The sequence below is a fragment of the Streptomyces sp. NPDC007929 genome, assembly GCF_042959065.1.
Classification (GTDB): Bacteria; Actinomycetota; Actinomycetes; order Streptomycetales; family Streptomycetaceae; genus Streptomyces.
Genome location: NZ_JBIBKD010000013.1, coordinates 42,885 through 62,329 on the forward strand (window position 1 = coordinate 42,885; position 19,445 = coordinate 62,329).

The following is a 19,445-nucleotide window of genomic DNA, read 5'->3' on the forward strand; positions in this document are numbered from 1 at the left end:
CCTCCGCACCGGACACTAGCAGCCCCTTACCCTCACCTTTAACCTGCCCATTTAACCCGTTCGGGGTCGGGTTCCCGGGGCTTCAGGGCTTCCAGGTGCGCAAGAAGGCGGCGATACGGGCGGCGGTGCAGCGCGGGTTGTTCAACTCGTGCGCGAGGGCGGTGAGTTGTTCGCGGGTGGGGTTGACGGGGATGTTGCTGGCCTCGAGGTACATGACGGCGACGGCGCAGGCCACGGTGAGGTTGGAGCGCTCCAGCCAGCGGCAGCGGCCGAGGTTGTGCACGAGGGCGGCGGCCCGGGCGTAGGCGCCGTCGTAGACGGGGGTGTCGAGGAGTTCGCCGCGGTGGCGGGCCACGGCGGCGATGGGCACGCCGTAGTCGTCGGCGGCCGGGTCGCGCCGCCCGGCCCGTTCGGCGACTTCGAGGATCCAGGATTCGTCGACGTGCAGGATCACGCGGCGGCGCCGCGCTGCGCGTCACCGTACGGCGCGTCGAGCTGCCGCTCCAGATCGTCGAGGAAGGTGCCGTGCTCGTCGATGAGCCGCTGGGCCGCCGCCATGCCGGCCGCGCGGGCGCCGGTGGTGTCCTCGATGATGAGCCGCTCCACGTACCGGTTGAAGTCCAGGCTGCGGGCGGCCGCGGCGGCCTTGCCGGCCGCGAGCACATCCTCTTCGAGCCGCACCTGCGTCTGCTTCTTCGCGGAGGTCATCGCCACATGGTAGCAGGGTGGTAGCAGACGCGGTACCCATGGCTCAATGTGCACCGGCCCTGCGCGTTCTCCGGCATCGCCGCAGGTCACGGGGCCGGTGACCGGGGAGCGCGCGCGGGTCGTGAGCCCGCCGGAGCGCACGCTCGTACGGCTCCGTACAGAAGGGCGCGCCGGTGGCGCGGCGCGCACGGGGCCGGCCGAAGGAGCGCACATGGGGAACTCGGGACCCGACGCCGACCTGGACATCCGTCTGCTCAGGACCTTCATGACGGTCGCGCAGGAACTGAGCTTCACCCGGGCCGGCGCCCGGCTCTACCTCACCCAGCAGGCGGTGTCGTCGCAGGTGCGCGGGCTGGAGGCCAGCCTCAGCGTGCAGCTGTTCCGGCGGACCACGCGCAGCGTCCGTCTCACCCGCTCCGGCAGGCTGCTCCAGGAGCGGGTGCAGCCGCTTCTGGAGGCCCTGGACGAGGCGATCGTCGACGCCCGCGAGGTGGCGGAGCGGGGCGGGACGGTCCTGGTCGTGGGGCACACCGCGGCCGCTGCGCCCCGGCTGCTCCCCCGGGCCGCCGGGCTGCTGGCCCGCAGCGCGCCGGACGTCCAGTTGCGCAGCGAGCAGTACTCCGAGCTCGATCTGCGCGCGGCCGTGGCCGAGGGGCGGGTGCACCTGGGCGTCGGGCTGGAGCTCACCTTCGGCGGCAGCCGGACGGCCAGTCAGGAGCTGGGGCGCGAACCGTGGTGCGCCGTGGTCGGGGCGCGGCATCCGCTGGCGGAGCGGGGCCGGGTGGACCTCGCGGAGCTGGCGGCATACGAGTGGCTGAGCTGGCCGCGTTCCAGTCACCCGGGGTACTGGCGGGCGGTCCACCGGATCGCCGCGGCCGCGGGTGCGGCCCCGGATGTCACTCAGACCTGGCTGAGCCTCGCCCACGCCCGTCTCACCACCACCAGGGCGGTGATGCTCCAGCCCGAGTCCGTCACGGCGCATCTCCCGCAGGGTCTGGTGCCGCTGGAGCTGGAGCGGGCACCGCTCGGGCGCTTCTCGGCGGTGTGGAGCATGCTGGCCACACCGCCCGGCCTGCCCCAGCTGCTCGCGGCCCTCACGACCGCGGCCGGGCACCCCCGGGCCGATCTCGGCGCGTGAGCGCCACGAGCAGTCATGTGCCGCGCCACGAGCAGTCATATGCCGCCCTACGAGCAGTACGTGGAGCGTTCCTTCGCCGCCATCGGCCGGGTGCGCTGGGTCTTGACGCTGGGTTCGCCCTCGGCGGGGCCGGTGGCCTCGAAGGGGACGTACCAGTAGCGCTTGCCCTCGAAGCGGTCCTTGAAGATCAGCTCGACGGTGCCCTTGACCTTCTGCATCTTGGGCGCCCGGGTCACCCATCCGACGTGCTGCGCGGGGACGTTGATGAACGTCGTCTGGGTCTCGGTGTGAGAGGAGGACCAGGTGCGGGTGTAGGACTGCTCGAAGGACGCCTTGAACACCTTGATGAATCCGAGGAAGTTGGCCTCCACGTCCTCCTTCAGCGCCACCCTCAGGCTGTTGGTCTCCCCGGTGGTGTCCTCCCACGCCCGTGAGGAGGTCTGGTCGTCCTGGGTGCAGTTGTAGGCGAAGTCGCCGACCCGGTGGTCCTTGCCCGGGCTGATCGTGAGAGCGCCCTCGGGGTGGAAGACGCACTTCTTGGTGCCGTTGTCGCACTTCGCGAGCAGTTCCTTGGCGGTGGGCCGCCGTTCCTCGGCCTGCGCGGCGGGGACGGACACCAGGCTGCCACCGGCGAACAGCAGGGTCAGCACGCCGGCCCCCAGGGCGCGGTTGCGTGAGCGCGTCACGGTGCGGGTCTCCTTCCTGCGCGTGTGTGTCCTCAACAGTGGTTCGCCTTCTCGTCCTTGGTCATGGGCCGGGTCCGCTGCACCATGCTGCTGGTCTCCAGCGGGGCGGTGGCCTCGAAGGGGACGTACCAGTAGCGCTTGCCCTCGAAGCGGTCCTTGAAGATCAGCTCGTAGGTGCCTTTGACCTTCTGCAGATCGGGGGTCCGCTCCAGCCAGCCCACCTGGTACGGCCGCACGTCGACGAACGTGGTGGCGCTCTCGGTCCTGGACTTGTTCCATGTCCTCTCGAAGGACGTGGAGACGCTGAGGGAGAGCGGGCCTCCGAAGCCGGTGCCGATGGTCGCGGAGGTGCCGACGCTGTTGGTCTCCTCCACGGTGTCCGACCAGGTGATGCCCGAACGCTGCAGGCGTGGCGTGCAGTTGTAGGCCTCGTCCCCCACCTTGCGGCGCTTTCCGGCCGTCTCGACGAGCGGGCCGCTGGGGTGGAACACGCACTTCTTGGTGCCGTTCTCGCACTTGGCCAGCAGTTCGGCGTCGGTGGGGCGGGGCTCCTCGGCCTGGGCGGCGGGGGCGGTCAGCAGACTGCTGCCCGCCAACAGCACGGCGAGGGCGCCCGCCCAGCGGGCGCGGCGGTGCGGCTTCATCGGCGTCACCGGAACTCGATGGATTCGGCGTAGTCGTTCCACTGCTCCTCCAGTGCCGGTGTCAGGTCCGGGAACCGGGGTGAGGCGACGCCGCCGAGATAGGGCTGTGAGTACAGGGTGACCTCGCACTCCGCCCAGCCCTGCACGGAGGAGACCTTGCCCTTCCAGTCGTCGGGAAGGTTGAAGTAGAAGCCGGTCTCGCGCTCCTTGCCGCACGGGCGGCTCCCCCACAGGGTGATGGACTCCCCTCCGTACCGCCGGTTCTTGAAAAGGGTGCCTATTACAACGTCAGTGGGCTGCTCCACGCCCGTCTGGGCGCCGAGCGCGTCGTCCTTGATCCTGACCTCGGCGTACTCCTTGGCCTCCTGCGCGGTACCGAAGCACTGCTCCTCCTCGTTGCCGACGTTGACGGCGCAGTGCTTGCGGGACTCGTCGGGCGCGGCCCCGGCCGAGCCGATGGTGAAAGCCGCCGCGCAGACGACTCCCAGGATTCCCGCACCCGTGATCACCGCCTTCGTGTTGCGGCGTTTCCTCTTCCCCATGCGCGTCCTCCCCTTCGCGTGCGGTGGCCGGGGCCCGGCCACCGCACGGTTTCCTCCGGCGGGTCGTCATCGTGGCATGTGCCGTCATGACAACAACCGGTCGAACAAGGGTTGTTGTGAATGCCGTGGGCATCCTCACGCGATGCCCGACAGGTCCTGATTTATTACGTGCCCCGGCCTTGTGAACCCGAGGGGCGGGACCTGGTCAGCGGGTGCCGCCGGCCGCCGCCCGCCGGACGATGCCTACCGCGAGGGCGTGCTTGCACGGCCCGCGCCGGCCACGGTGGTCGGCCCACCACCGGCAGGTGCAGCTCAGCGCGCCGCCGTGCTCGCGCACCTGGTGGGTGACGTCCCCGGAGGCGACGGCCGCGAGCGCCCCGTCCAGCCGTACCGCGCCCGAGGACACCAGCTCCCGCGCCGCGACCAGCCGCGGGTTGTGCCGTTCGGCGCGGGCGGTGTCGCAGGGCATCTCACGGTGGAAGTAGCAGGCGTCGGCGATGTCGTAGCCGATCCTGCCCGAGGTGGCGAGCCGGGTCAGGGCGGCCTCACCCGGGCCACCGTGAGCGGGAAAGGGCCTGTCGCAGTGGGGCGTTGACGTCGACGTCGGTCGTGCCATGACCTGTCTCGGCGCCGTCGAGTCCGTCCCGCAGGACATCGAGGCGGGCGTAGACCCCGCAGCAGCCGGAGAAGGACTCGAACCGCAGCCGGTCCCCGTTGCCGGTCACCACCGGGTCGAGGAGTCCGGGCCGGGTGGCCTGGTAGTAGCGGGCGGCGGCCACGTCCGCCACGGCGAGCAGACCGCGCGCCGCCGCCTGGGGGGAGGTGAGGAAGCCCGCGAAGAACCGGGCGTGTGCCTCGGCCCGCCGAACGGGTCGCCGCCGCCGACGCCTTCCTCATGCTCGCCGCGCGTCAGGACCTCGACGAGGAGCAGTTCGGCCGGGACCTCGCCGCACTCCTGACCGGCCTCGGCTGTCTGAAGGTTTCCCGGGTCGTGGAGTCCCTCGCCACGGCCGCGCAGGGCGGGGCGCACCCCGACGTGGCGATCGTGCCGGCCGGTCTGCTCAGCGGCCGGCTCACCGACGGCACGGTGCCGGCGGCCGGCCTGGGCAAGCTGCTCACCCTGGCCGCCGAGTGCGCCGAGCGCAGCCGCCGTCGACCGCCACCCGTCGAGGGCCTCGCCGAGCTGGCGGCCCGGCGGGGCTCCTCCCTCGTCCTGAAGAGCGCGCGCCGCCTGCTGGATGCCATGACTCCCTAGGCGATGACGCCTTCCACCTCCACCGTCTGCAGGCACTTCGCGTTCACCGGGACGGTGACGGACTTGCCGTCCAGGGTCGCGGTCCGCTCCCGGTAGGTGTCGCCGGCGCCGGTGTTCCAGCGGCGCACCACGCCGTCGGGGCGGCCGGCGACCGCGGAGAAGCGGGACAGGTCGAAGGTGATGTTCCGCAGGGTGCTGCCGTTGTTGGCGACCACGATGACCAGCTTGCCGCTCTGCTCGTCCAGCGCCGCGACCGCCATCGGGTCGCCGGTGGAGAGCATCTTCATGCCGGGCCGGATGTGCCGGCTGAACTGCGCCATCAGGTGGTACTTGGCGCGCACCGAGCCGGGCTGCGCGGGGGTGTCGGGCAGGACGCCGTAACCGGTGCCCGGCGTGTAGTCGAGGAGCCCCCAGTTCACGTTGTTGTCCATCGCCTGCCAGTAGACCCAGGCGGTGGGCCGCAGTTGACGCAGGTCGGCGAGGATGCCGAGGGCCATCGAGAAGCCGCCGCCGTCCCCGTTGCCGACCTCGGACACCCACAGGCCCTTGCCGGACCGGGTGACGACCTCGTCGTACAGCTGCGCGCGGGGCGGGGTGCCCGTCTCGTAGCCGTGGACGTTCACGCGGTCCACCAGGGCGCGGGTGGACGCGTCGAAGGCGTTCCAGGTGGTGAGGGCGGCCGTGATGCTGGTCTCGTCGGAGGCCGCGATCATGGTGTCGGTCAGGCCGCGCTTGTCCAGTTCGGCGCGCAGATGGGGAAGGACCGCCTTCTGCACACCGCGGCTCATGTAGCAGCCCTCCTGCTTGTTCTGGGCGTACCAGTACTCGGCGGACGGCTCGTTGAAGGGCTCCACCGAGACGAAGTCCACGCCCCACTGCGTCTTCGCTCGCCAGGCGACGGTGGCCAGGTAGGAGGCGTGGCTGCGGTAGTTCCAGGACTGGAGGTTGTCCTGGTGGACCTGGGCCGCGCCCGAGGGGTTGTGGTTCTTGCACATCCACCACATGGGGGACTTCGCGAACAGTTCGCTCTTCGCCCCGCGCTGGGTCGCCTTCAGCAGCATGGCGCGCTGGTTGGCGTCGGCGTCCCAGTTCCAGGCGGAGGAGGCGGGGTCCTCGCTGGTCCAGTCCTGCCAGAACCCCTCGATGCGCTTCCAGGGCTGGATGTTGTCGGAGACGACCATCCGGTCGCCGCCGGCCGTCTGGTTCCAGCTGCACGCGCCGGCGTTGTAGCGGGCGATGCTGAAGCCGAGGCCGGGCAGGGACTGGCCCTTGTACGTGACCTGGTTCGTCGTGAAGAACAGGTCGGCGAAGACGTCCTGGTCGCCGAGGGCCCGTGCCCACCAGGACAGCGAGGTGCCCCAGCCTTCCCAGACGCCGTGGTCCGTCGCCGGATCGACGGCGACCGTGGCGTCGGCGCGTGCCGTGCCGGTCGCCAGCGTCGCGCTGACGAGTCCCGCCCCGGTGGCGGCCAGGAGGGTTCTTCGTCCGATCATGTGCTTCTCCGTTCGTGCGGCAGCCCGGTCCCGTTCGGCTGCCGGGAAGCATCGGCTGCCGCCCGGGGGCTCGTCCAGAGTTTCGACGAGCCTTCCGCAAACCGTTTGAGGAAGGGGTGGGCGCGGTGGCCGGGTCTGCGGGTGAACGGGCAGCTGTACGGCTCGCGTTGAGGTGGGAAGCGGTGTCCGCGCACGCCGGATCGCTCACTCCCGGTGCGCGCTGCGCGGGGCCTTCGGGGCTGCCGGAATCCGCCGGGCACCTTGCCAGGAGGCCTGGCGGGCCCGCGCCGCAAGCCGGGCGGTCCGGGAATCCTCACGCCGGCGCAAGGTGCGCGGGGCACCTCACGGGTCGGCGCGGCGGGTCCCCCTGTGCCCGCCGCGCCTGGCTCATCGGTCCGTGCGGGCCCCGGGACACCCGGTGCCATCAGCCCCCACACGCTCGTGTGCATCAGCCCCACACGCTCGTGTAGTTGTACTGACGGTCGTAGCGGGGCGTCCACAGGCTCGGGTACGGCTCGGCGATGTTGCCGCAGGCCCCCAGCCGGATCGCCTCCCGACGGCCCCCGTCCATCAGGCACATCATGCGCGGCCGGGCGTGAGACATCGATCGAAGTGTTCAGGATGGGCGCGCGGTTAGCGCCCCTCCCGCCGGCCGCCGACACGGTGTCAGTCGCGTGCCGGGTGGTGCTCGTTCTGGCTTGTACGGGTCTTGGCCGCGCCCGCGACCGGCCCTTCGGGGGAGCCGGGCGCACCGGTCACAGGCCCCGTGTCCTGCGCCGATCGGCCGTCTTGGCGGACGGCCCGGGCCCGGCGGATCCCGAGGTCATGGCCGCGCCGCGGCTCCGCCGCCGTGCGGCCGGCCCCCGTCGGCGGGTGCTCGCGGGGCCCTCCCGGTTCCCGTCGGCCGGCCTCTCACGACCCGGATGTGTGGTTACCATCTGGCCACCCCCTGTGACGGCACCGGTCGACGCCCATCCCCGCGTCCGCTCCCTGCCCCTCCACCACCGTCCCTTCCGACCTATCCGTCTTAGGACCACGATGTCTCGATGGGCAGGCGCCCGGCGCCGACTCGGTTCCATACGCCTCTCGCTGATCCTCCTGGCACTGGTGCCCGGCATCACCCTCGCGTCCGTCTGGGGCATGACGACGGTGCAGATCCTCTCCGAGGGGCTGCGGCTGCGCTCCCAGACGGAACTGAGCCGGTCCACCGGCGCACTCGGCACCGAGGCGATGCTCGCCCTGCAACGCGAACGCAAGCTGTCCGCCCTCAAGCTGGCCTCGCCGCGCACGTCCACCGCTGCGCTCGACGAGCAGCGCGAGGCCACCGACGTGGCGGTGGCGAAGCTGACCGCCCGGTCGGACCTGGTCGCGGACGCCCCGGAGCGCACCGCCGTCTCCCTTCTGACGTTCCTCAATGCGCTGGGGGACCTGCAGGCCACCCGCGACCGGGTCGACGATCCGGGCAGCGGCGCCCGCGAGGACATCCTCACGGGCTACGACAGGATGGTCGACGCGCAGATCCAGGCGTTCCAGAATCTCTCCCAGGTCGACGACGGGGAGCTGACAGCTCAGGCCTCCCCCCTCTTCCCTCTGGAGCAGGCGGCGGAGCTGCTCGCCCGGGAGGACGCGCGGCTCACCCTGGCCTGGCCGTCCGGACACTTCCAGGAGTCGGCCTGGCAGGACTTCGCGAAGTTCACCCACACCCGCCGGTGGCTGCTGGAGGACCAGCTCGTGCCGCTGATGGCCGGCGGCCGTGTGCGCGGCCTCGAAACCGAGCAGGGTCTGAAGAGCACGCCGTGGCGCACCCTGCGCACGATCGAGGACCAGGTGCTCGCGGCCCATACCCCGGACGACGGCGGGCGCGTCGCGCTGCCGCGCGGGCAGAAGCGCTGGAACGCGGCTGTGGCCGAGATCTCCGGGCAGTACCAGGTGGCGATCCAGAAGCACACCACCGCACTGCTGGACAGCAGCGCCGAACGGGCCCGCGAGCTGCTGCTGACCGCCGCGGCGCTGAGCATCGGCGGCCTGATCGCCGTACTGCTGTGCGTCGGCCTGTCCTGGCGGATCACCCGCTCGCTGTCCCGGCGGCTGCACGGTCTGCGGATGGCCACCCTGAACCTGGCCGAGCACCGGCTGCCCGAGGTGGTGGCCCGGCTGGAGCGGGGCGAGAAGGTCGACACGGAGGCGGCCGTCACCCCGCTGGACCACGGCGACGACGAACTGGGCCAGGTCGCGCAGGCGTTCAACACCGCCCAGCGCACCGCGGTGCGGACGGCGGTCGAACTCGCCCAGACCCGCAGCGGCTTCCAGAAGGTCATCCTCGGTATCGCGCGGCAGAGCCAGAACCTGGTCAACCGCCAGCTCGGCCGGCTCGACGCCCTGGAGCGCCGGCACAGCGACCCGGAGCTGCTCGCCGAGCTGTACGAACTCGACTCCATCGCCAGCCAGTTGCGCCGCTACGAGGAGAACCTCGTGGTGGTCAGCGGCGAGCGGCCCGGCCGGTCCTGGAGCCGGCCCGTCGCGGTGACGGACATCGTGCACAGCGCCATCGGTGAGGTCTCCGAGTACCAGCGGGTCCGGACGCACACCGAGGAGGACGTCGCGCTGGCGCCGCCCGCCGTGGCCGACGTGATCCATCTGCTGGCCGAGCTGATCGACAACGCCACCGCGTACTCACCCGCCCCGAGCCCCGTCACGGTGCGGGCGGCCCTGGTGGCCAGAGGTCTGGCCCTGGAGATCGAGGACCAGGGCCTCGGGCTGTCCGAGGACGACTACGCCGCCCTCAACACGCAGTTGGCCCACCCCGTGAAGTTCGACGTCGTGGGGCTCGCCGAGGACCTCAGACTCGGCATGTTCGTGATCTCCCACCTCGCCCACCGCCACGGCATCACCGTCACCCTGCGCCGCTCGCCCTACGGCGGGACCACGTCCGTCGTGCTGATCCCGCACGGCATCGTGGTGCGGGACACCCCGGCGCCGGGGACCACGACGGCCGGGCCCGCCACGGCCGGCGCCGGGCGCCCCGGACGCACCGAGTCCGACGCGGCCCCCTCCGCCGACTCCCCCGCCGACTCCCCCGCCGCCTCCGCTCCACCGCCCGCAGCTGACGGCTCCGCGCCCGCTGCCGACGGCCGCGCGGCAGCAACCGGCCCCGCGCCCGCAACCGACACCCCCGCAACCGACGCCCCCGCGGCCGCCGTCGCCCGGCCGGACTCCGTACCGGCCGACGCGGCAGCCCCCGCCTCCGTGCCGGGCGCCGTGGCGCGGCCTCGGCTCTGGGAGGGCGGCCCCGCCCCGCTGCCCCGCCGGGTGCCGCAGACCAGCCTGGCCGCCGAACTGCGCGTCGGAGCGGCCGCCGCCGACACGGCAGGGGAGCCCGGCGCGGAAGCCGGCGACGGCACGGCGGAGTTCAGCGCGGAGGACGCGAGCGCCTCTCTGGCCGGTTTCCAGCGCGGCACGCTCCGGGCCCGGGACAGCGCCGCGCAGCAGTAGGGCCACCCCGATCCCTTACGACGATCGCCGACAAGGAACACCATCATGACCCAGCCCAGCCCCGCCACCCACACCCAGCTGGACCAGCTGCTGACCGGACTCGTGGAGCGGGTCGCCGATGTGCAGCACGCCGTGGTGCTCTCCGAGGACGGACTGGTCATCAGCAGATCCCTCGCCTTCCCGCGCGACGAGGCGGAGCGGGTCGCGGCGACCGCGGCCGGGCTGATGAGCCTCAGCAAGGGCATCAGCACCGGCGTCCGCGGCGGCCCGGTGCGCCAGGCGCTCGTGGAGATGGCGCACGGATATCTGATCCTCACCTCGGCCGGACCCGGCGCGCACCTCGTGGTCCTCAGCGGCGCCGGTGCCGACGTCGGCGTGGTCGCCTACCAGATGAACATGCTGGTGAAGAAGATCGGGGAGCACCTCAGCGCGGCGCCGCGCCCGAACGAGCCAGCGGTCTGAAGTGGGCACAGACGACAAGGAGGGCCGGCTCGTACGCCCGTTCACCCTGACCGGTGGCCGGACCCGGCCCGGCCGCGGCGAGTTCACGCTGATCACGACGGTGACGGCGGTCGCTCCGCAGCCGGCCGGGGCGGTACGGCCGCAGCCCGAGTACGGGCGGATCCTCCGCCTGTGCGTCTCCCCGGTCGCGGTCGTGGAGCTCGCGGCCCGGCTGGACCTGCCGGTGAGCGTGACCGTCATCCTGCTCAGCGACCTGCTGGAAGCGGGCCGCATCAGCGTGCACCCGCCGCACCCCGTCACCCGCGCGAACCCCAGTCTTCAACTGCTGCAGAAAGTGAGGGAAGGCCTTGACCGGCTCTGAGACAACTGCTCCGGTGACCGGGCGGCCGTGCCCCGACGCGGTCAAGATCCTCATCGCCGGGGGCTTCGGCGTGGGCAAGACCACCCTGGTCGGCTCGGTGAGCGAGATCGCTCCCCTGCGCACCGAGGAAGCGCTGAGCGCGGCGAGCCTGGAGGTCGACGACCTGACCGGCATCGAGGAGAAACGTGCCACCACCGTGGCACTGGACTTCGGGCGCATCACCGTGTCCGACGACCTCGTGCTGTATCTCTTCGGCACACCGGGACAGCAGCGCTTCTGGTTCATGTGGAACGACCTGGCACTCGGCGCGCTGGGTGCCGTCGTGCTGGTCGACGTGCGCCGGCCGCGTTCCAGTTTCGCGGCGATCGACTTCTTCGAGCACCGCGGCATTCCCTTCGTCGTCGCCGTCAACGGGTTCCACGGGGATCATCCCTACCCGGTCGCGGCCGTACGGGAGTCCCTCGCCGTGCCGGAGGAGGTGCCCGTCCTGCTGTGCGACGCCCGGGATCGCGGATCGTGCCGGGACGTGCTCATCGCGCTCATCGACCTGCTGATCGGCACGGCACGGGCGGAAGCACGAGAACAGGCACCGGCACAACCCGCCGCGGACGCAGCGGTCAGGACTGGCCGTACTCCGTGACAGTCAGGTGTCCGATCACGTCCGACGCCACTCCACATCTCGGATGGACGCGGACACCAGCGGCAGGCTCTCCCTTTGCCGGTCGTGCGCGAGATGCGGGGTCCACTCGGGCCAGTCAATGTAGCCCGGGGCGGTCCACCGCGCCCCGCGCTGCTGCCGTCTGCCTCCCCAACGGGGCGGTTTGGAAAGGGAGTTGGGAAACGCTCACCCCGGGTGAGCAGTTCGAGGGGTGCTGCGGCCCGCGGGGGCGGTGCCCGGCGGGTGACGGGTTCCCGCCGCGCGGGCGCGGTGACCACGGGGTGACGTGTCCGGGCCGTCGTCCGGTGCCACGGCGGAGGGGCCCGTGGGCGGCGGCCGGTGCGGCGTACGGACGCTACCGGCCGGTAGCACACGTGCCGCCGGGCGCTCCATCATCAGGGCGGCATCACCGCCCCGTCGGCAGCTTCCACCTCTCCGGGAGACCCCCCATGGATGTCCGTGCCACCACCGCCCGCCGAGCCGCGGTCCTCACCGCCACCCTCGCCCTCACCGCCGTCCCGGCCACGGCGGCCACCGCCGCGCAGACGGCCCCGGCCCCCGCGCCCACCCTCACCAAGGACTCCTCCGCCTTCGGCGTCGACTACGGCACCTGGAAGCGGGACGTCGCGGCCGTCGTCGCCGAGGCGCGCCCCTGGATCGAGGCCCGCAGCGCCGAGGCCGGGACCGAGAAGCAGGCGATCGTCCTCGACATCGACAACACCGCGCTGGAGACGCAGTTCCACCCCCTGTGGAAGCAGCCCACGCCCGCTGTCGCCGCCGTGCGGGACCTGGTCCGGCACGCGGACTCCCGGGGCGTGGACGTCTTCTTCGTCACCGCCCGGCCCGGCTTCGTGGAGGACCTCACGGAATGGAACCTGAAGAAGGCGGGCTACCCCGTCGACGGGCTCTACCTCACCGGGCTCCTCGACCTCTTCGCGGTGACCGAGTACAAGACCGGGAAGCGGGCGGAGATCGAGGCGAAGGGGTACACGATCATCGCCAACATTGGGAACACCCCGGGCGACCTCGCCGGCGGTCACGCCGAACGCGCCTTCAAGCTCCCGGACTACAACGGGCGGCTCCTGTGAGGCCGGGCCGGTAAGCGTTCACCGTGGGCCGCGGGCTGTGGCAGGGCGAGCCGGCGGACCACTTCCACGGCGGCATCGACGACGTACGTGTCCACCACCGTGCCCTCGGCGCGACCGGCGTCGCGGCGCCGGCGAAGGCCCGGCCCAACTCCCGAGCCCCGGAGCCGACTTGACGTGCCGCCGGTTCAACACGGCGGCGCAACTCTGTGGAATTCCGGGCCCGTCGGCTCCCTTGATCGCATGGGCATGAATGCGTCAAAGTTTCGAACCGCGGCCGATCACCCCCACCACGCCGCCGGGCGCACGGCTCCCCACAGCCCGTCCTCGCCGGACGGACGCGCAACCCCCCACCTTGCCCGCCGTGCGTTCCGCCATCGGAAGGAACGACCTTGGCATTCATCCGGAACGCTCTCGTGGCGGCGGCCGCGGGGACCCTGCTGTCCCTCACCGCCCTCCCCACCGCCCAGGCGGCCCAGGACTCCGCGACCGGTTACGACCGGGCCATGCTCAAGGCCCTGGCCGCCTCGCTCGGTGTGAGCGAGGACGCGGCGGCCGGCCGGCTGGACCGGCAGGCGGAGCAGCAGGACGCACTGGCCGGACTCCAGCGGCAGGGCGCGAAGACCGACGGGGCCTTCTTCGACGCGTCGGGCCGGCTCGTGGTGAACGCGGCCGACGCGAAGGCCCAACAGCGCATCGAGAAGGCCGGTCTGACGGCGCGTTCGGCCGAGCACGGCAGAGCCGCGCTGGAACGCGTCAAGACCGAACTGGACGGCCTGGCGCTGAAGAAGACACCCGAGGGTGTCACCTCCTGGTCGGTGGACCTCGCCTTGGACCAGGTCGTCGTCACGGTGCACGACGCCGCCGGGGCCCCGGCCGAGGCCTTCATCGAGGCCGCGCGGTCCCACGGTGACGCCGTCCGCGTGGTGCGGGACGCCCCGGAGCTGAGCACCCAGGCCGTCGTCACCCCGGGCGACGAGATGACCTTCGACGGCTTCCTGTGCTCCGTGGGCTACGGCGCCCGGGACTCCTCCGGCAAGCAGGTCATGGTCACCGCCGGCCACTGCATCGAGAACCTGCCCGTGCTGGAGTACGAGGGGCAGCGCTTCGCCCAGGGCACGGACACCCGGTTCGCCCTCGGGTCCGACAGCGTGGACATGGGCGTCGCCACCCTCGACGAGGGGAGCTCCATAGCCACCGAGGTCGGCACCTGGGGCCACGCCGGGAAGATCGCCGTCGAGGGCAGCGAGCGGGCACCCGTGGGCGCCGACATCTGCAAGTCGGGCCGCACCACGCAGTGGACCTGCGGCAAGGTCGAGTCCTACGACGTGTCCGTCACCTACACCGACCCCAACGGCGGCCCCGAGACGGTCGTCACCGGTCTGGGCAGCTCCTCGGTGTGCACCGAGGGCGGCGACAGCGGCGGCGCCTACATCTCCGGCACCCAGGCCCAGGGCATGACCTCGGGCGGGCCGTCCAGCCAGTCGTGCGACGGCGGTGTGAACGCGCCGGGTTCGTCGTACTTCCAGCCGCTGGACGACGCGCTGGCCCACTACGGCCTCACCCTCAACACATGAATCACGCCAGTGAGCAGTTGATCTGAGACACCTGGCGCGGGGCCGTCCACCGGTTACGGTGGGCGGCCCTTGCCGTACCGGCCCTGGTGCCGGTCGTCCGATGCCCGCCGACACCGGGAGAACGCCCTTGCAGCAGGCCGATCCCGCGGCACGGTCCGCGTGGCCCGATCCCGGCGGTGCCCCGCCGCCGGCCGCGCCGTCCTTCGCCGAGGCGCTCCAGCAGGCCGTCCGGCGCAGCGGACTGTCCCTGGAGCGGGTGCGGCACCGGCTCGCCGCCCAGGGGATCCGTATCAGTCTGACGACCCTCAGTTACTGGCAGCGGGGCAGGAGCGAGCCGGAGCGCGCCGACTCGCTGCGCGCGGTGGACGCGCTGGAGCTCATCCTCGCGTTGCCGCCCGGCGCGCTGCGTTCCCTGCTGCGGCCCTACCGGCCGCGCGGGCGGATGACCGCCCCGGGACACGACCTCTCGGCCACGCACCGGGTGCTCGGCGAGGACTCCCTGGAGGAACGGGCTCTGGGCGCCGGTTTCGACCGGCTCAACGAGGCCCTGCGCACGCTCGGCATCCGGGAGGTGATCACCCTCGACGCGCGGCGGCGGATCTCCTCCCTGTCCATCCAGCAGCTGGTGCGGGCCACCGGCGACGGCGCCGACCGCCTGACCGCCGTGCACACCTTCGACAGCGGGCTGCGCGGGGCGCGGGCGCACGTGCGCTGCGGGCTGCCGGGGCCCTTGCGGATCCTGCCGGAGCTCAGCACGGCCGTCGCGGAGCTGCGGTTCGGACGGGTCCTCGCCCGCAACGAGACCGCCGTCGTCGACTACACGGTGCGGGTCGAGCCGGGCGACGGGACGGACGACCACTACGAGCGGCGCACCCGGACCCGGCTGCGGGACTATCTGCTCCAGGTGTACTTCCACCCGGCGGCCCTGCCAGTGGCCTGCCATCGCTACTACCGCGAGCACAGCTCGGCGCGGCCCGCGTACCACCACCGGCTGTCGCCGGACGTCTCGCACAGCGTGCACTGCGCGCCGGGCCGCTGCCCGGCCGGGATATACGGCGTCTCGTGGCGGTGGCCGGGCCCCGGCGAGGCGGGCGGCTGAGGCTCCGGAACCCTTCCTTACCGGGCACCTATATCGGAGGTCCGGTCCCTTCAGTCCCTGCTCCTCTGACGCGCGAGCCTCTCATCTGCGCAAAGGCGAAGGACGCGGGCCAGGGACCGAGGGGCCCGGCGGGCCGGATCCCCGGCGCCCGGCGCCCTCAGAGCGGAAGCGTCACGCGGATCGTCGTGCCCTGGCTGCTGGTCGCCATGTACCAGTCACCGGCCAGGCCCCCGATGGGCCCGAACCCGACTTTCGCGCGGGGTCCCGAAGAGCCGGCACCGTCTTGGTGCCCGGCCACTTCGAGATGGAGCCGCCCCGGTTCGAGGAGCATGCCCAGCCGGTACGAGGCGTGCGGGGAGCGGCATACATGTGTCACCAGCTCGGAGACCGCGAGCAGGGCGTTCTCGGAGGGTTCGCTCCTCTCCCCGTCGGGGCCGCACAGCGCACCATGGCTGCTGAGGTACTCGGACAGGGCGTGACGAGCGGAGCGCGCCGCCTGGGGGCTGCTTTCGAACCGAAGATGTGTGATCACGGGCCGGCCTCGCTTCCTTCCACGGTCGGCAGGGCTTGTGACATGGGCGTTCGTCCTCCACCCTGCCGTGCCGAGGCCCTGAACCCGTTAGGGAAAGTCCCTATAACCGCATAAAGGGCGATAACTCCTCCTGGGACGGTCCGGGCGACGGTCCGGGGGACGGTCCGGTCGGTCAGTCCGCGTCCTGGGTGAGGAACGTGAGGTCGAGAAGCAGTTCCGAGGCGATGAGCGGGTCGACGTCGCCGAAGCGGACGTCGCCCTCCCGGACGAAGCCGTCCTCGTGGCTGTTGATCCAGACCCCGGCCAGTTCGACCGTGGCCGCGTAGGCGACGTCATTGATGTTGAGGCCGTCCACGGGGCACGCCATCACGAACCGGCCGGGGGCGAGCTCCTTGCAGACACCTTCGAAGCCACCGGCGTCCATGATGCCCATGCGCCGCCAGCCGCGCCCGGACAGGCCCAGCAGGGCGCCGACGACGACCTTCCGCCCGGCGAACCGCGTGAGCTGCCACGCCTCGGCCTCCTCGGGGGTGAACGCGAGGACCGGGCGGCCGAGTTGGGGGAAGGGCTGGACGATCCCGTGCCCGGCGAGGACCTCCTGCCACGCCGTCAGCGCCTCGCCGGTCAGATGCATCGGGTGCGGGACGCGCACGCTCGCCTCCTCCGGCAGGTCGAACGCGTCGCCGTGCCGGTCGGCGAACGTCCCGTCCCCGGCGACCCGGAAGGTCACCTCGCCCGAGGCGTGCGCACTCAGCCACACCAGGCGGCGGGCCAGGTGCCGCATCAGCGGATGGCGCGCGAACAGGTCATGGAGCTCGGCCGCTGTCCAGGTGCCGCCGCGCACCATGGCCGTCTCCAGCCGCTTGATCCGGTCGGCGGCGACGGTCCGCACGTCCTTCTTCAGAGTGCTGAACCGTTTGTGCTCGGCGCTCGCCAGGCCGGTGTCGTCCGCGGCGGCGGGCCTGGGCAGGTCGTCGCGGCGGGTGCCGTCCCCGTCCAGGACGTACGGGCGCAGGGCCTCGTCGAAGCCGACGGTGAAGCGGCGCGGCCCGTAGTCGATGACGGTGGTGCCGTCGGGCCCGAGACCGAGGTCGGGCACGAGCCGGTCGGCGAGCTGGTCCCGGGTCAGCCCCAGTTCCCCGGCCACCTCCCCGATCTTCTCCTCGGCCCGCTGCTTGAGGCCGGTGAACCTCACCCGCTGGGCGATGGCGTGCAGGTGCGTCAGGGCCACGTCCGTGCCGATCTCGGCCAGGACGTCCAGGCCGTCCACGGCGCGGCGGTGCGCCGATTCGCCCGGCCAGGCACGGATGACGGGGGTGAGCCGCCGTACGGTCTCGTCGTCGCCGAGCCGGCCCAGCACCGACAGCGCCCAGCTGTCCTTGGCGGGCATGTGCGCCTGCCGCCAGCGCTGGAACAGGCTCCACGCGAACTCGGCGAGGGAGGCGGGGACACAGGCCTCCTCGACCGCGTCCAGACCCGGGTAGGGCAGGCCCGGCTTCGACAGGGCGCACATGGTCACGACGTGCCGGGTCGCCTCGACGGGCAGCGCGCCTGCGCCGCGGACCTCGATCTGCGGCAGCAGCCCGGGATCGGCCCAGTCCGGCAGCCTGGGCATGGTGCGGGGCAGCGCGTCCAGCAACGGATCGGCGGTGTCCAGCAGTTGGCCGACGGCTGCCGCGGCCTGCGCCCCGTACCCGGCGGCGGCCTCACGCACCACCGCGTCTCCGTGGCGGGCCGCGATGTGCTTGAGCGCGGCCTCGGTGGCACGCCGCGCGGGTCCCGCCTTGCCGACCGCGTCGGGGACGAGCAGCCGCGCGGCCTCGGGCCCGTTCCGGTCGAGCCAGGCGCGTGCCGCGGTGGCAGACGCCTTGAGCCGCACCAGCCAGTCGGCCGTCAGCCGGGCGATGTCCAGGCTGACGAACGGCATCAGCAGCGGCCCGGTGATCTGCGGTTCGCGGGTGGCCAGCCGGACGAGGAAGGGGTGGACGTCCAGGCCGAACCTGGCCAGGAACGGCCTGAGGACCTCGTGCCCGTGGAAGTACTCCGGCGCCCAGTCGTTGAGCAGCGGCAGGATCCGCTCCTCGGGGAGCTCCATGTACCAGCCCGCCCGGTGCACCTCGTTGGACAGCATGCCCGCGTGCAGCAGCCCCTCGTCATACTGCATGGAATCCGGCCACGGCCAGGGCACGTACGGGCTGGGGGTGGCCGCCCATTCCGCGCGCTCCCCGGGCAGCCATGCCTCCCGCGGTCGCGCGTCGGGGACGAGGCCGGGGACCGCGCGCGGCCGTACGGCCTTGCGCGGCCTGTTCCATGGCGGGTCGACGAGCAGCTGCGGCAGGTCGGTGGCGTCGGGCAGCCGGGCGCAGGCGCCGAGGATCTCCCGTACGGTCGCGGCGGCCCGGGCACCCAGCGCGGGAAGGTGTTCGCCGGCCAGGTCCGGGTGGCTGCCGATGTGGGAGACGAGCAGGGTGTGGGCGGCGCAGTCCGGGCCGTCGGCGGCCGCCGCGCGGGCCAGCAGGCGCAGGGCCCGTACCGGGTAGCGCTCGATGGCCTGGACGGTGTACGGCCGTATGTCCTTGTCGCCGACGCGCTCCAGGAACCAGGAGAACGCCCGGTCGGTGGGGATCTCGAGCAGCGCGCGGCGCAGCTGGGTGGGCTTGTCGTGCCGGAAGCCCTTCCAGAGCGAGAGGCCGTGCAGGATCAGCTCCTCGACGGCCGTGCCCGCGCCCTCGGCGACCGTCGCGCACTCCGCCGGGGTCGCCGGTTCACGGTCGTGCTCGGTCAACGCCGCGATCTGGTCGGCGGTGCGGGGCAGGCAGCGCAGCAGCGCGCGCAGGCCGCCCCGGGCCTCGGCCACACCGGCGGTGTCGGCGAAGCAGTCGGCGACCCAGTCGGTCTCGGTCGGGGCGAGGTAGGCGGCCGCGACCTTGCGGGTGAAGCCGTCGCGGCGCCCGGCCAGCCGGGCGAGGGTCTCCCGGTAGGTCTCCTCGTCGCAGTCCGCGAGGAGTTCACGGACCCGGTCGAGCGCCTCCCGGCGTCCGTGCTGGAGCGGCGGCGGGGAGTCGGTGACGGCCCCGACCGACGGATGGATCGGTCCGGTCATGCCGGAGACGACGTTCCCCCGCTCCCTGAGTTCCCCGCACTCGGGAGGGGAGTGGGCGCCCCGGAACAGCGCCATCGAACGGTTCCACAGGCTGCGGGCCAGGCGGTCCAGCCGCGGGTCCTTCTCGTGCACCCAGTCCACCCGCAGCCGCAGCAGGTCCAGGACCGCGCAGGCCGCGAACGGCAGGCCGTACAGGGCGACCCAGGCGTCGACGACGGCCCTGCGGTCGATGTCGACGGTGGTCGCCATGGTGCCGATGACGGCGGCGCCGTACGGGTCGGGCACCCGCTCCAGATGGGCCAGCGCGGCGCCGACCAGCGCGGGGTCGGTCCGTTCGCTGAAGGTCGCCGGGGTCCAGTGCTCACGGTCGTGCAGCAGCTCCACGGCCCGCGCGTGCACTGCCTGGCCGGGGGCCGCGGGCGGGCGGCGGACACCGCCCCTGCGCGGGTGCACCTGCCGGCGCCAGGCCGCCGGGAGGGCGAAGGCGTCCTCGTCCGCACGGCCCCCGTGCCGCGCACCGTCGTCCCCGTCGTGCTGCCAGTGCCGCACCGTTCCTCCATGCCGCCGCGGTCGATGTTGCCCAGGACCGTAACCGGAGGAACTGTCAGCG

Annotated in this window: 19 protein-coding genes and 1 pseudogene; 10 read left to right on the forward strand and 10 right to left on the reverse strand. The window is 72.6% G+C overall.

The genetic code is table 11. From position 1 onward, the window contains the following. Positions 1-82 precede the first annotated feature (82 nt). Both ACFZDE_RS33960 and ACFZDE_RS33965 read right to left on the reverse strand, forming a co-directional pair. Positions 83-454 (reverse strand): fic family toxin-antitoxin system, toxin component, encoded by a 372-nt coding sequence (locus ACFZDE_RS33960; protein WP_391005117.1) that lies wholly within the window; start codon positions 452-454, stop codon positions 83-85. Next, entirely contained in the window at positions 451-708 is a 258-nt protein-coding gene (locus ACFZDE_RS33965) for a hypothetical protein (RefSeq protein WP_391206747.1), read from the reverse strand. The genes ACFZDE_RS33960 and ACFZDE_RS33965 overlap by 4 nt, the downstream gene beginning before the upstream one ends. 211 nt (positions 709-919) lie before the next feature. Here ACFZDE_RS33965 and ACFZDE_RS33970 point away from each other — a divergent pair, with 211 nt between their 5' ends. Continuing rightward, entirely contained in the window at positions 920-1,846 is a 927-nt protein-coding gene (locus ACFZDE_RS33970; protein WP_391005121.1) for a LysR family transcriptional regulator, read from the forward strand. A gap of 47 nt (positions 1,847-1,893) precedes the next feature. On the opposite strand, the gene ACFZDE_RS33975 is transcribed toward ACFZDE_RS33970, so the two are convergent. The 4 genes and pseudogenes from ACFZDE_RS33975 to ACFZDE_RS33990 form a co-directional block, all read right to left on the reverse strand. After that, complete coding sequence (locus tag ACFZDE_RS33975; RefSeq protein WP_391206750.1) at positions 1,894-2,532, reverse strand: hypothetical protein; 639 nt, start codon at positions 2,530-2,532, stop codon at positions 1,894-1,896. Between the two features lie 32 nt (positions 2,533-2,564). Further along, the gene (locus ACFZDE_RS33980; protein WP_391206753.1) at positions 2,565-3,176 is read right to left on the reverse strand and encodes a hypothetical protein; all 612 of its coding nucleotides are present in this window, start codon (positions 3,174-3,176) and stop codon (positions 2,565-2,567) included. A 5-nt stretch (positions 3,177-3,181) separates the two neighbouring features. Next, positions 3,182-3,718, reverse strand: coding sequence for a hypothetical protein (locus tag ACFZDE_RS33985; RefSeq protein WP_391206756.1), 537 nt, complete (start codon positions 3,716-3,718; stop codon positions 3,182-3,184). Positions 3,719-3,923: 205 nt separating this feature from the next. Next, a pseudogene (locus tag ACFZDE_RS33990) lies at positions 3,924-4,584 on the reverse strand (SWIM zinc finger family protein); the annotation flags it as partial. Here ACFZDE_RS33990 and ACFZDE_RS33995 point away from each other — a divergent pair. Then, positions 4,569-4,973 carry a hypothetical protein gene (locus tag ACFZDE_RS33995; RefSeq protein ID WP_391206759.1) on the forward strand — a complete coding sequence of 135 codons (405 nt, stop codon included), beginning with the start codon at positions 4,569-4,571 and terminating at the stop codon, positions 4,971-4,973. The pseudogene ACFZDE_RS33990 and the gene ACFZDE_RS33995 overlap by 16 nt on opposite strands. Here ACFZDE_RS33995 and ACFZDE_RS34000 read toward each other — a convergent pair. Together ACFZDE_RS34000 and ACFZDE_RS34005 are read right to left on the reverse strand one after the other, a co-directional pair. Continuing rightward, on the reverse strand, positions 4,970-6,466 hold the full coding sequence (locus tag ACFZDE_RS34000; protein WP_391206762.1) for a glycoside hydrolase: 1,497 nt from the start codon (positions 6,464-6,466) through the stop codon (positions 4,970-4,972). The genes ACFZDE_RS33995 and ACFZDE_RS34000 overlap by 4 nt on opposite strands. Positions 6,467-6,914: 448 nt before the next feature. Continuing rightward, positions 6,915-7,070 (reverse strand): hypothetical protein, encoded by a 156-nt coding sequence (locus tag ACFZDE_RS34005; RefSeq protein WP_391005133.1) that lies wholly within the window; start codon positions 7,068-7,070, stop codon positions 6,915-6,917. Between the two features lie 434 nt (positions 7,071-7,504). Between ACFZDE_RS34005 and ACFZDE_RS34010 the strand changes: the two genes are divergently transcribed. The 8 genes from ACFZDE_RS34010 to ACFZDE_RS34045 all read left to right on the forward strand — a co-directional run bounded on the left by ACFZDE_RS34010 (position 7,505) and on the right by ACFZDE_RS34045 (position 15,200). After that, positions 7,505-9,958, forward strand: a complete 2,454-nt coding sequence (locus ACFZDE_RS34010) for a nitrate- and nitrite sensing domain-containing protein (protein WP_391206765.1) — start codon at positions 7,505-7,507, stop codon at positions 9,956-9,958. A 45-nt stretch (positions 9,959-10,003) separates the two neighbouring features. After that, on the forward strand, positions 10,004-10,420 hold the full coding sequence (locus ACFZDE_RS34015) for a roadblock/LC7 domain-containing protein (protein WP_391206769.1): 417 nt from the start codon (positions 10,004-10,006) through the stop codon (positions 10,418-10,420). 1 nt (position 10,421) lies between these two features. Continuing rightward, entirely contained in the window at positions 10,422-10,781 is a 360-nt protein-coding gene (locus ACFZDE_RS34020; protein WP_391005139.1) for a DUF742 domain-containing protein, read from the forward strand. After that, positions 10,768-11,421, forward strand: a complete 654-nt coding sequence (locus ACFZDE_RS34025; protein ID WP_391206772.1) for an ATP/GTP-binding protein — start codon at positions 10,768-10,770, stop codon at positions 11,419-11,421. The genes ACFZDE_RS34020 and ACFZDE_RS34025 overlap by 14 nt, the downstream gene beginning before the upstream one ends. Positions 11,422-11,888: 467 nt before the next feature. Then, positions 11,889-12,527: an HAD family acid phosphatase gene (locus ACFZDE_RS34030; protein ID WP_391005143.1), complete on the forward strand. Its 639-nt coding sequence runs from the start codon at positions 11,889-11,891 to the stop codon at positions 12,525-12,527. Positions 12,528-12,550: 23 nt separating this feature from the next. Continuing rightward, the gene (locus tag ACFZDE_RS34035) at positions 12,551-12,700 is read left to right on the forward strand and encodes a hypothetical protein (RefSeq protein WP_391206775.1); all 150 of its coding nucleotides are present in this window, start codon (positions 12,551-12,553) and stop codon (positions 12,698-12,700) included. 225 nt (positions 12,701-12,925) lie between these two features. Next, positions 12,926-14,101, forward strand: a complete 1,176-nt coding sequence (locus ACFZDE_RS34040; protein WP_391207032.1) for an alpha-lytic protease prodomain-containing protein — start codon at positions 12,926-12,928, stop codon at positions 14,099-14,101. A 127-nt stretch (positions 14,102-14,228) separates the two neighbouring features. Next, positions 14,229-15,200 (forward strand): XRE family transcriptional regulator, encoded by a 972-nt coding sequence (locus ACFZDE_RS34045; protein ID WP_391206778.1) that lies wholly within the window; start codon positions 14,229-14,231, stop codon positions 15,198-15,200. A 157-nt stretch (positions 15,201-15,357) separates the two neighbouring features. Here the strand turns inward: ACFZDE_RS34045 and ACFZDE_RS34050 are convergent, their stop codons facing one another. Continuing rightward, on the reverse strand, positions 15,358-15,732 hold the full coding sequence (locus tag ACFZDE_RS34050) for a hypothetical protein (protein WP_391206781.1): 375 nt from the start codon (positions 15,730-15,732) through the stop codon (positions 15,358-15,360). 172 nt (positions 15,733-15,904) lie between these two features. Further along, on the reverse strand, positions 15,905-19,384 hold the full coding sequence (locus tag ACFZDE_RS34055; RefSeq protein ID WP_391206784.1) for a DUF4132 domain-containing protein: 3,480 nt from the start codon (positions 19,382-19,384) through the stop codon (positions 15,905-15,907). Positions 19,385-19,445: the final 61 nt, after the last annotated feature.

Excerpts from the sequence above, each read along its gene's own strand:
- ACFZDE_RS33965 (WP_391206747.1), bottom strand. The coding sequence starts at position 708 with ATGACCTCCGCGAAGAAGCAGACGCAGGTGCGGCTCGAAGAGGATGTG.
- ACFZDE_RS33970 (WP_391005121.1), top strand. The coding sequence starts at position 920 with ATGGGGAACTCGGGACCCGACGCCGACCTGGACATCCGTCTGCTCAGG.
- ACFZDE_RS33980 (WP_391206753.1), bottom strand. The coding sequence starts at position 3,176 with ATGAAGCCGCACCGCCGCGCCCGCTGGGCGGGCGCCCTCGCCGTGCTG.
- ACFZDE_RS33985 (WP_391206756.1), bottom strand. The coding sequence starts at position 3,718 with ATGGGGAAGAGGAAACGCCGCAACACGAAGGCGGTGATCACGGGTGCG.
- ACFZDE_RS34000 (WP_391206762.1), bottom strand. The coding sequence starts at position 6,466 with ATGATCGGACGAAGAACCCTCCTGGCCGCCACCGGGGCGGGACTCGTC.
- ACFZDE_RS34005 (WP_391005133.1), bottom strand. The coding sequence starts at position 7,070 with ATGTCTCACGCCCGGCCGCGCATGATGTGCCTGATGGACGGGGGCCGT.
- ACFZDE_RS34010 (WP_391206765.1), top strand. The coding sequence starts at position 7,505 with ATGTCTCGATGGGCAGGCGCCCGGCGCCGACTCGGTTCCATACGCCTC.
- ACFZDE_RS34015 (WP_391206769.1), top strand. The coding sequence starts at position 10,004 with ATGACCCAGCCCAGCCCCGCCACCCACACCCAGCTGGACCAGCTGCTG.
- ACFZDE_RS34030 (WP_391005143.1), top strand. The coding sequence starts at position 11,889 with ATGGATGTCCGTGCCACCACCGCCCGCCGAGCCGCGGTCCTCACCGCC.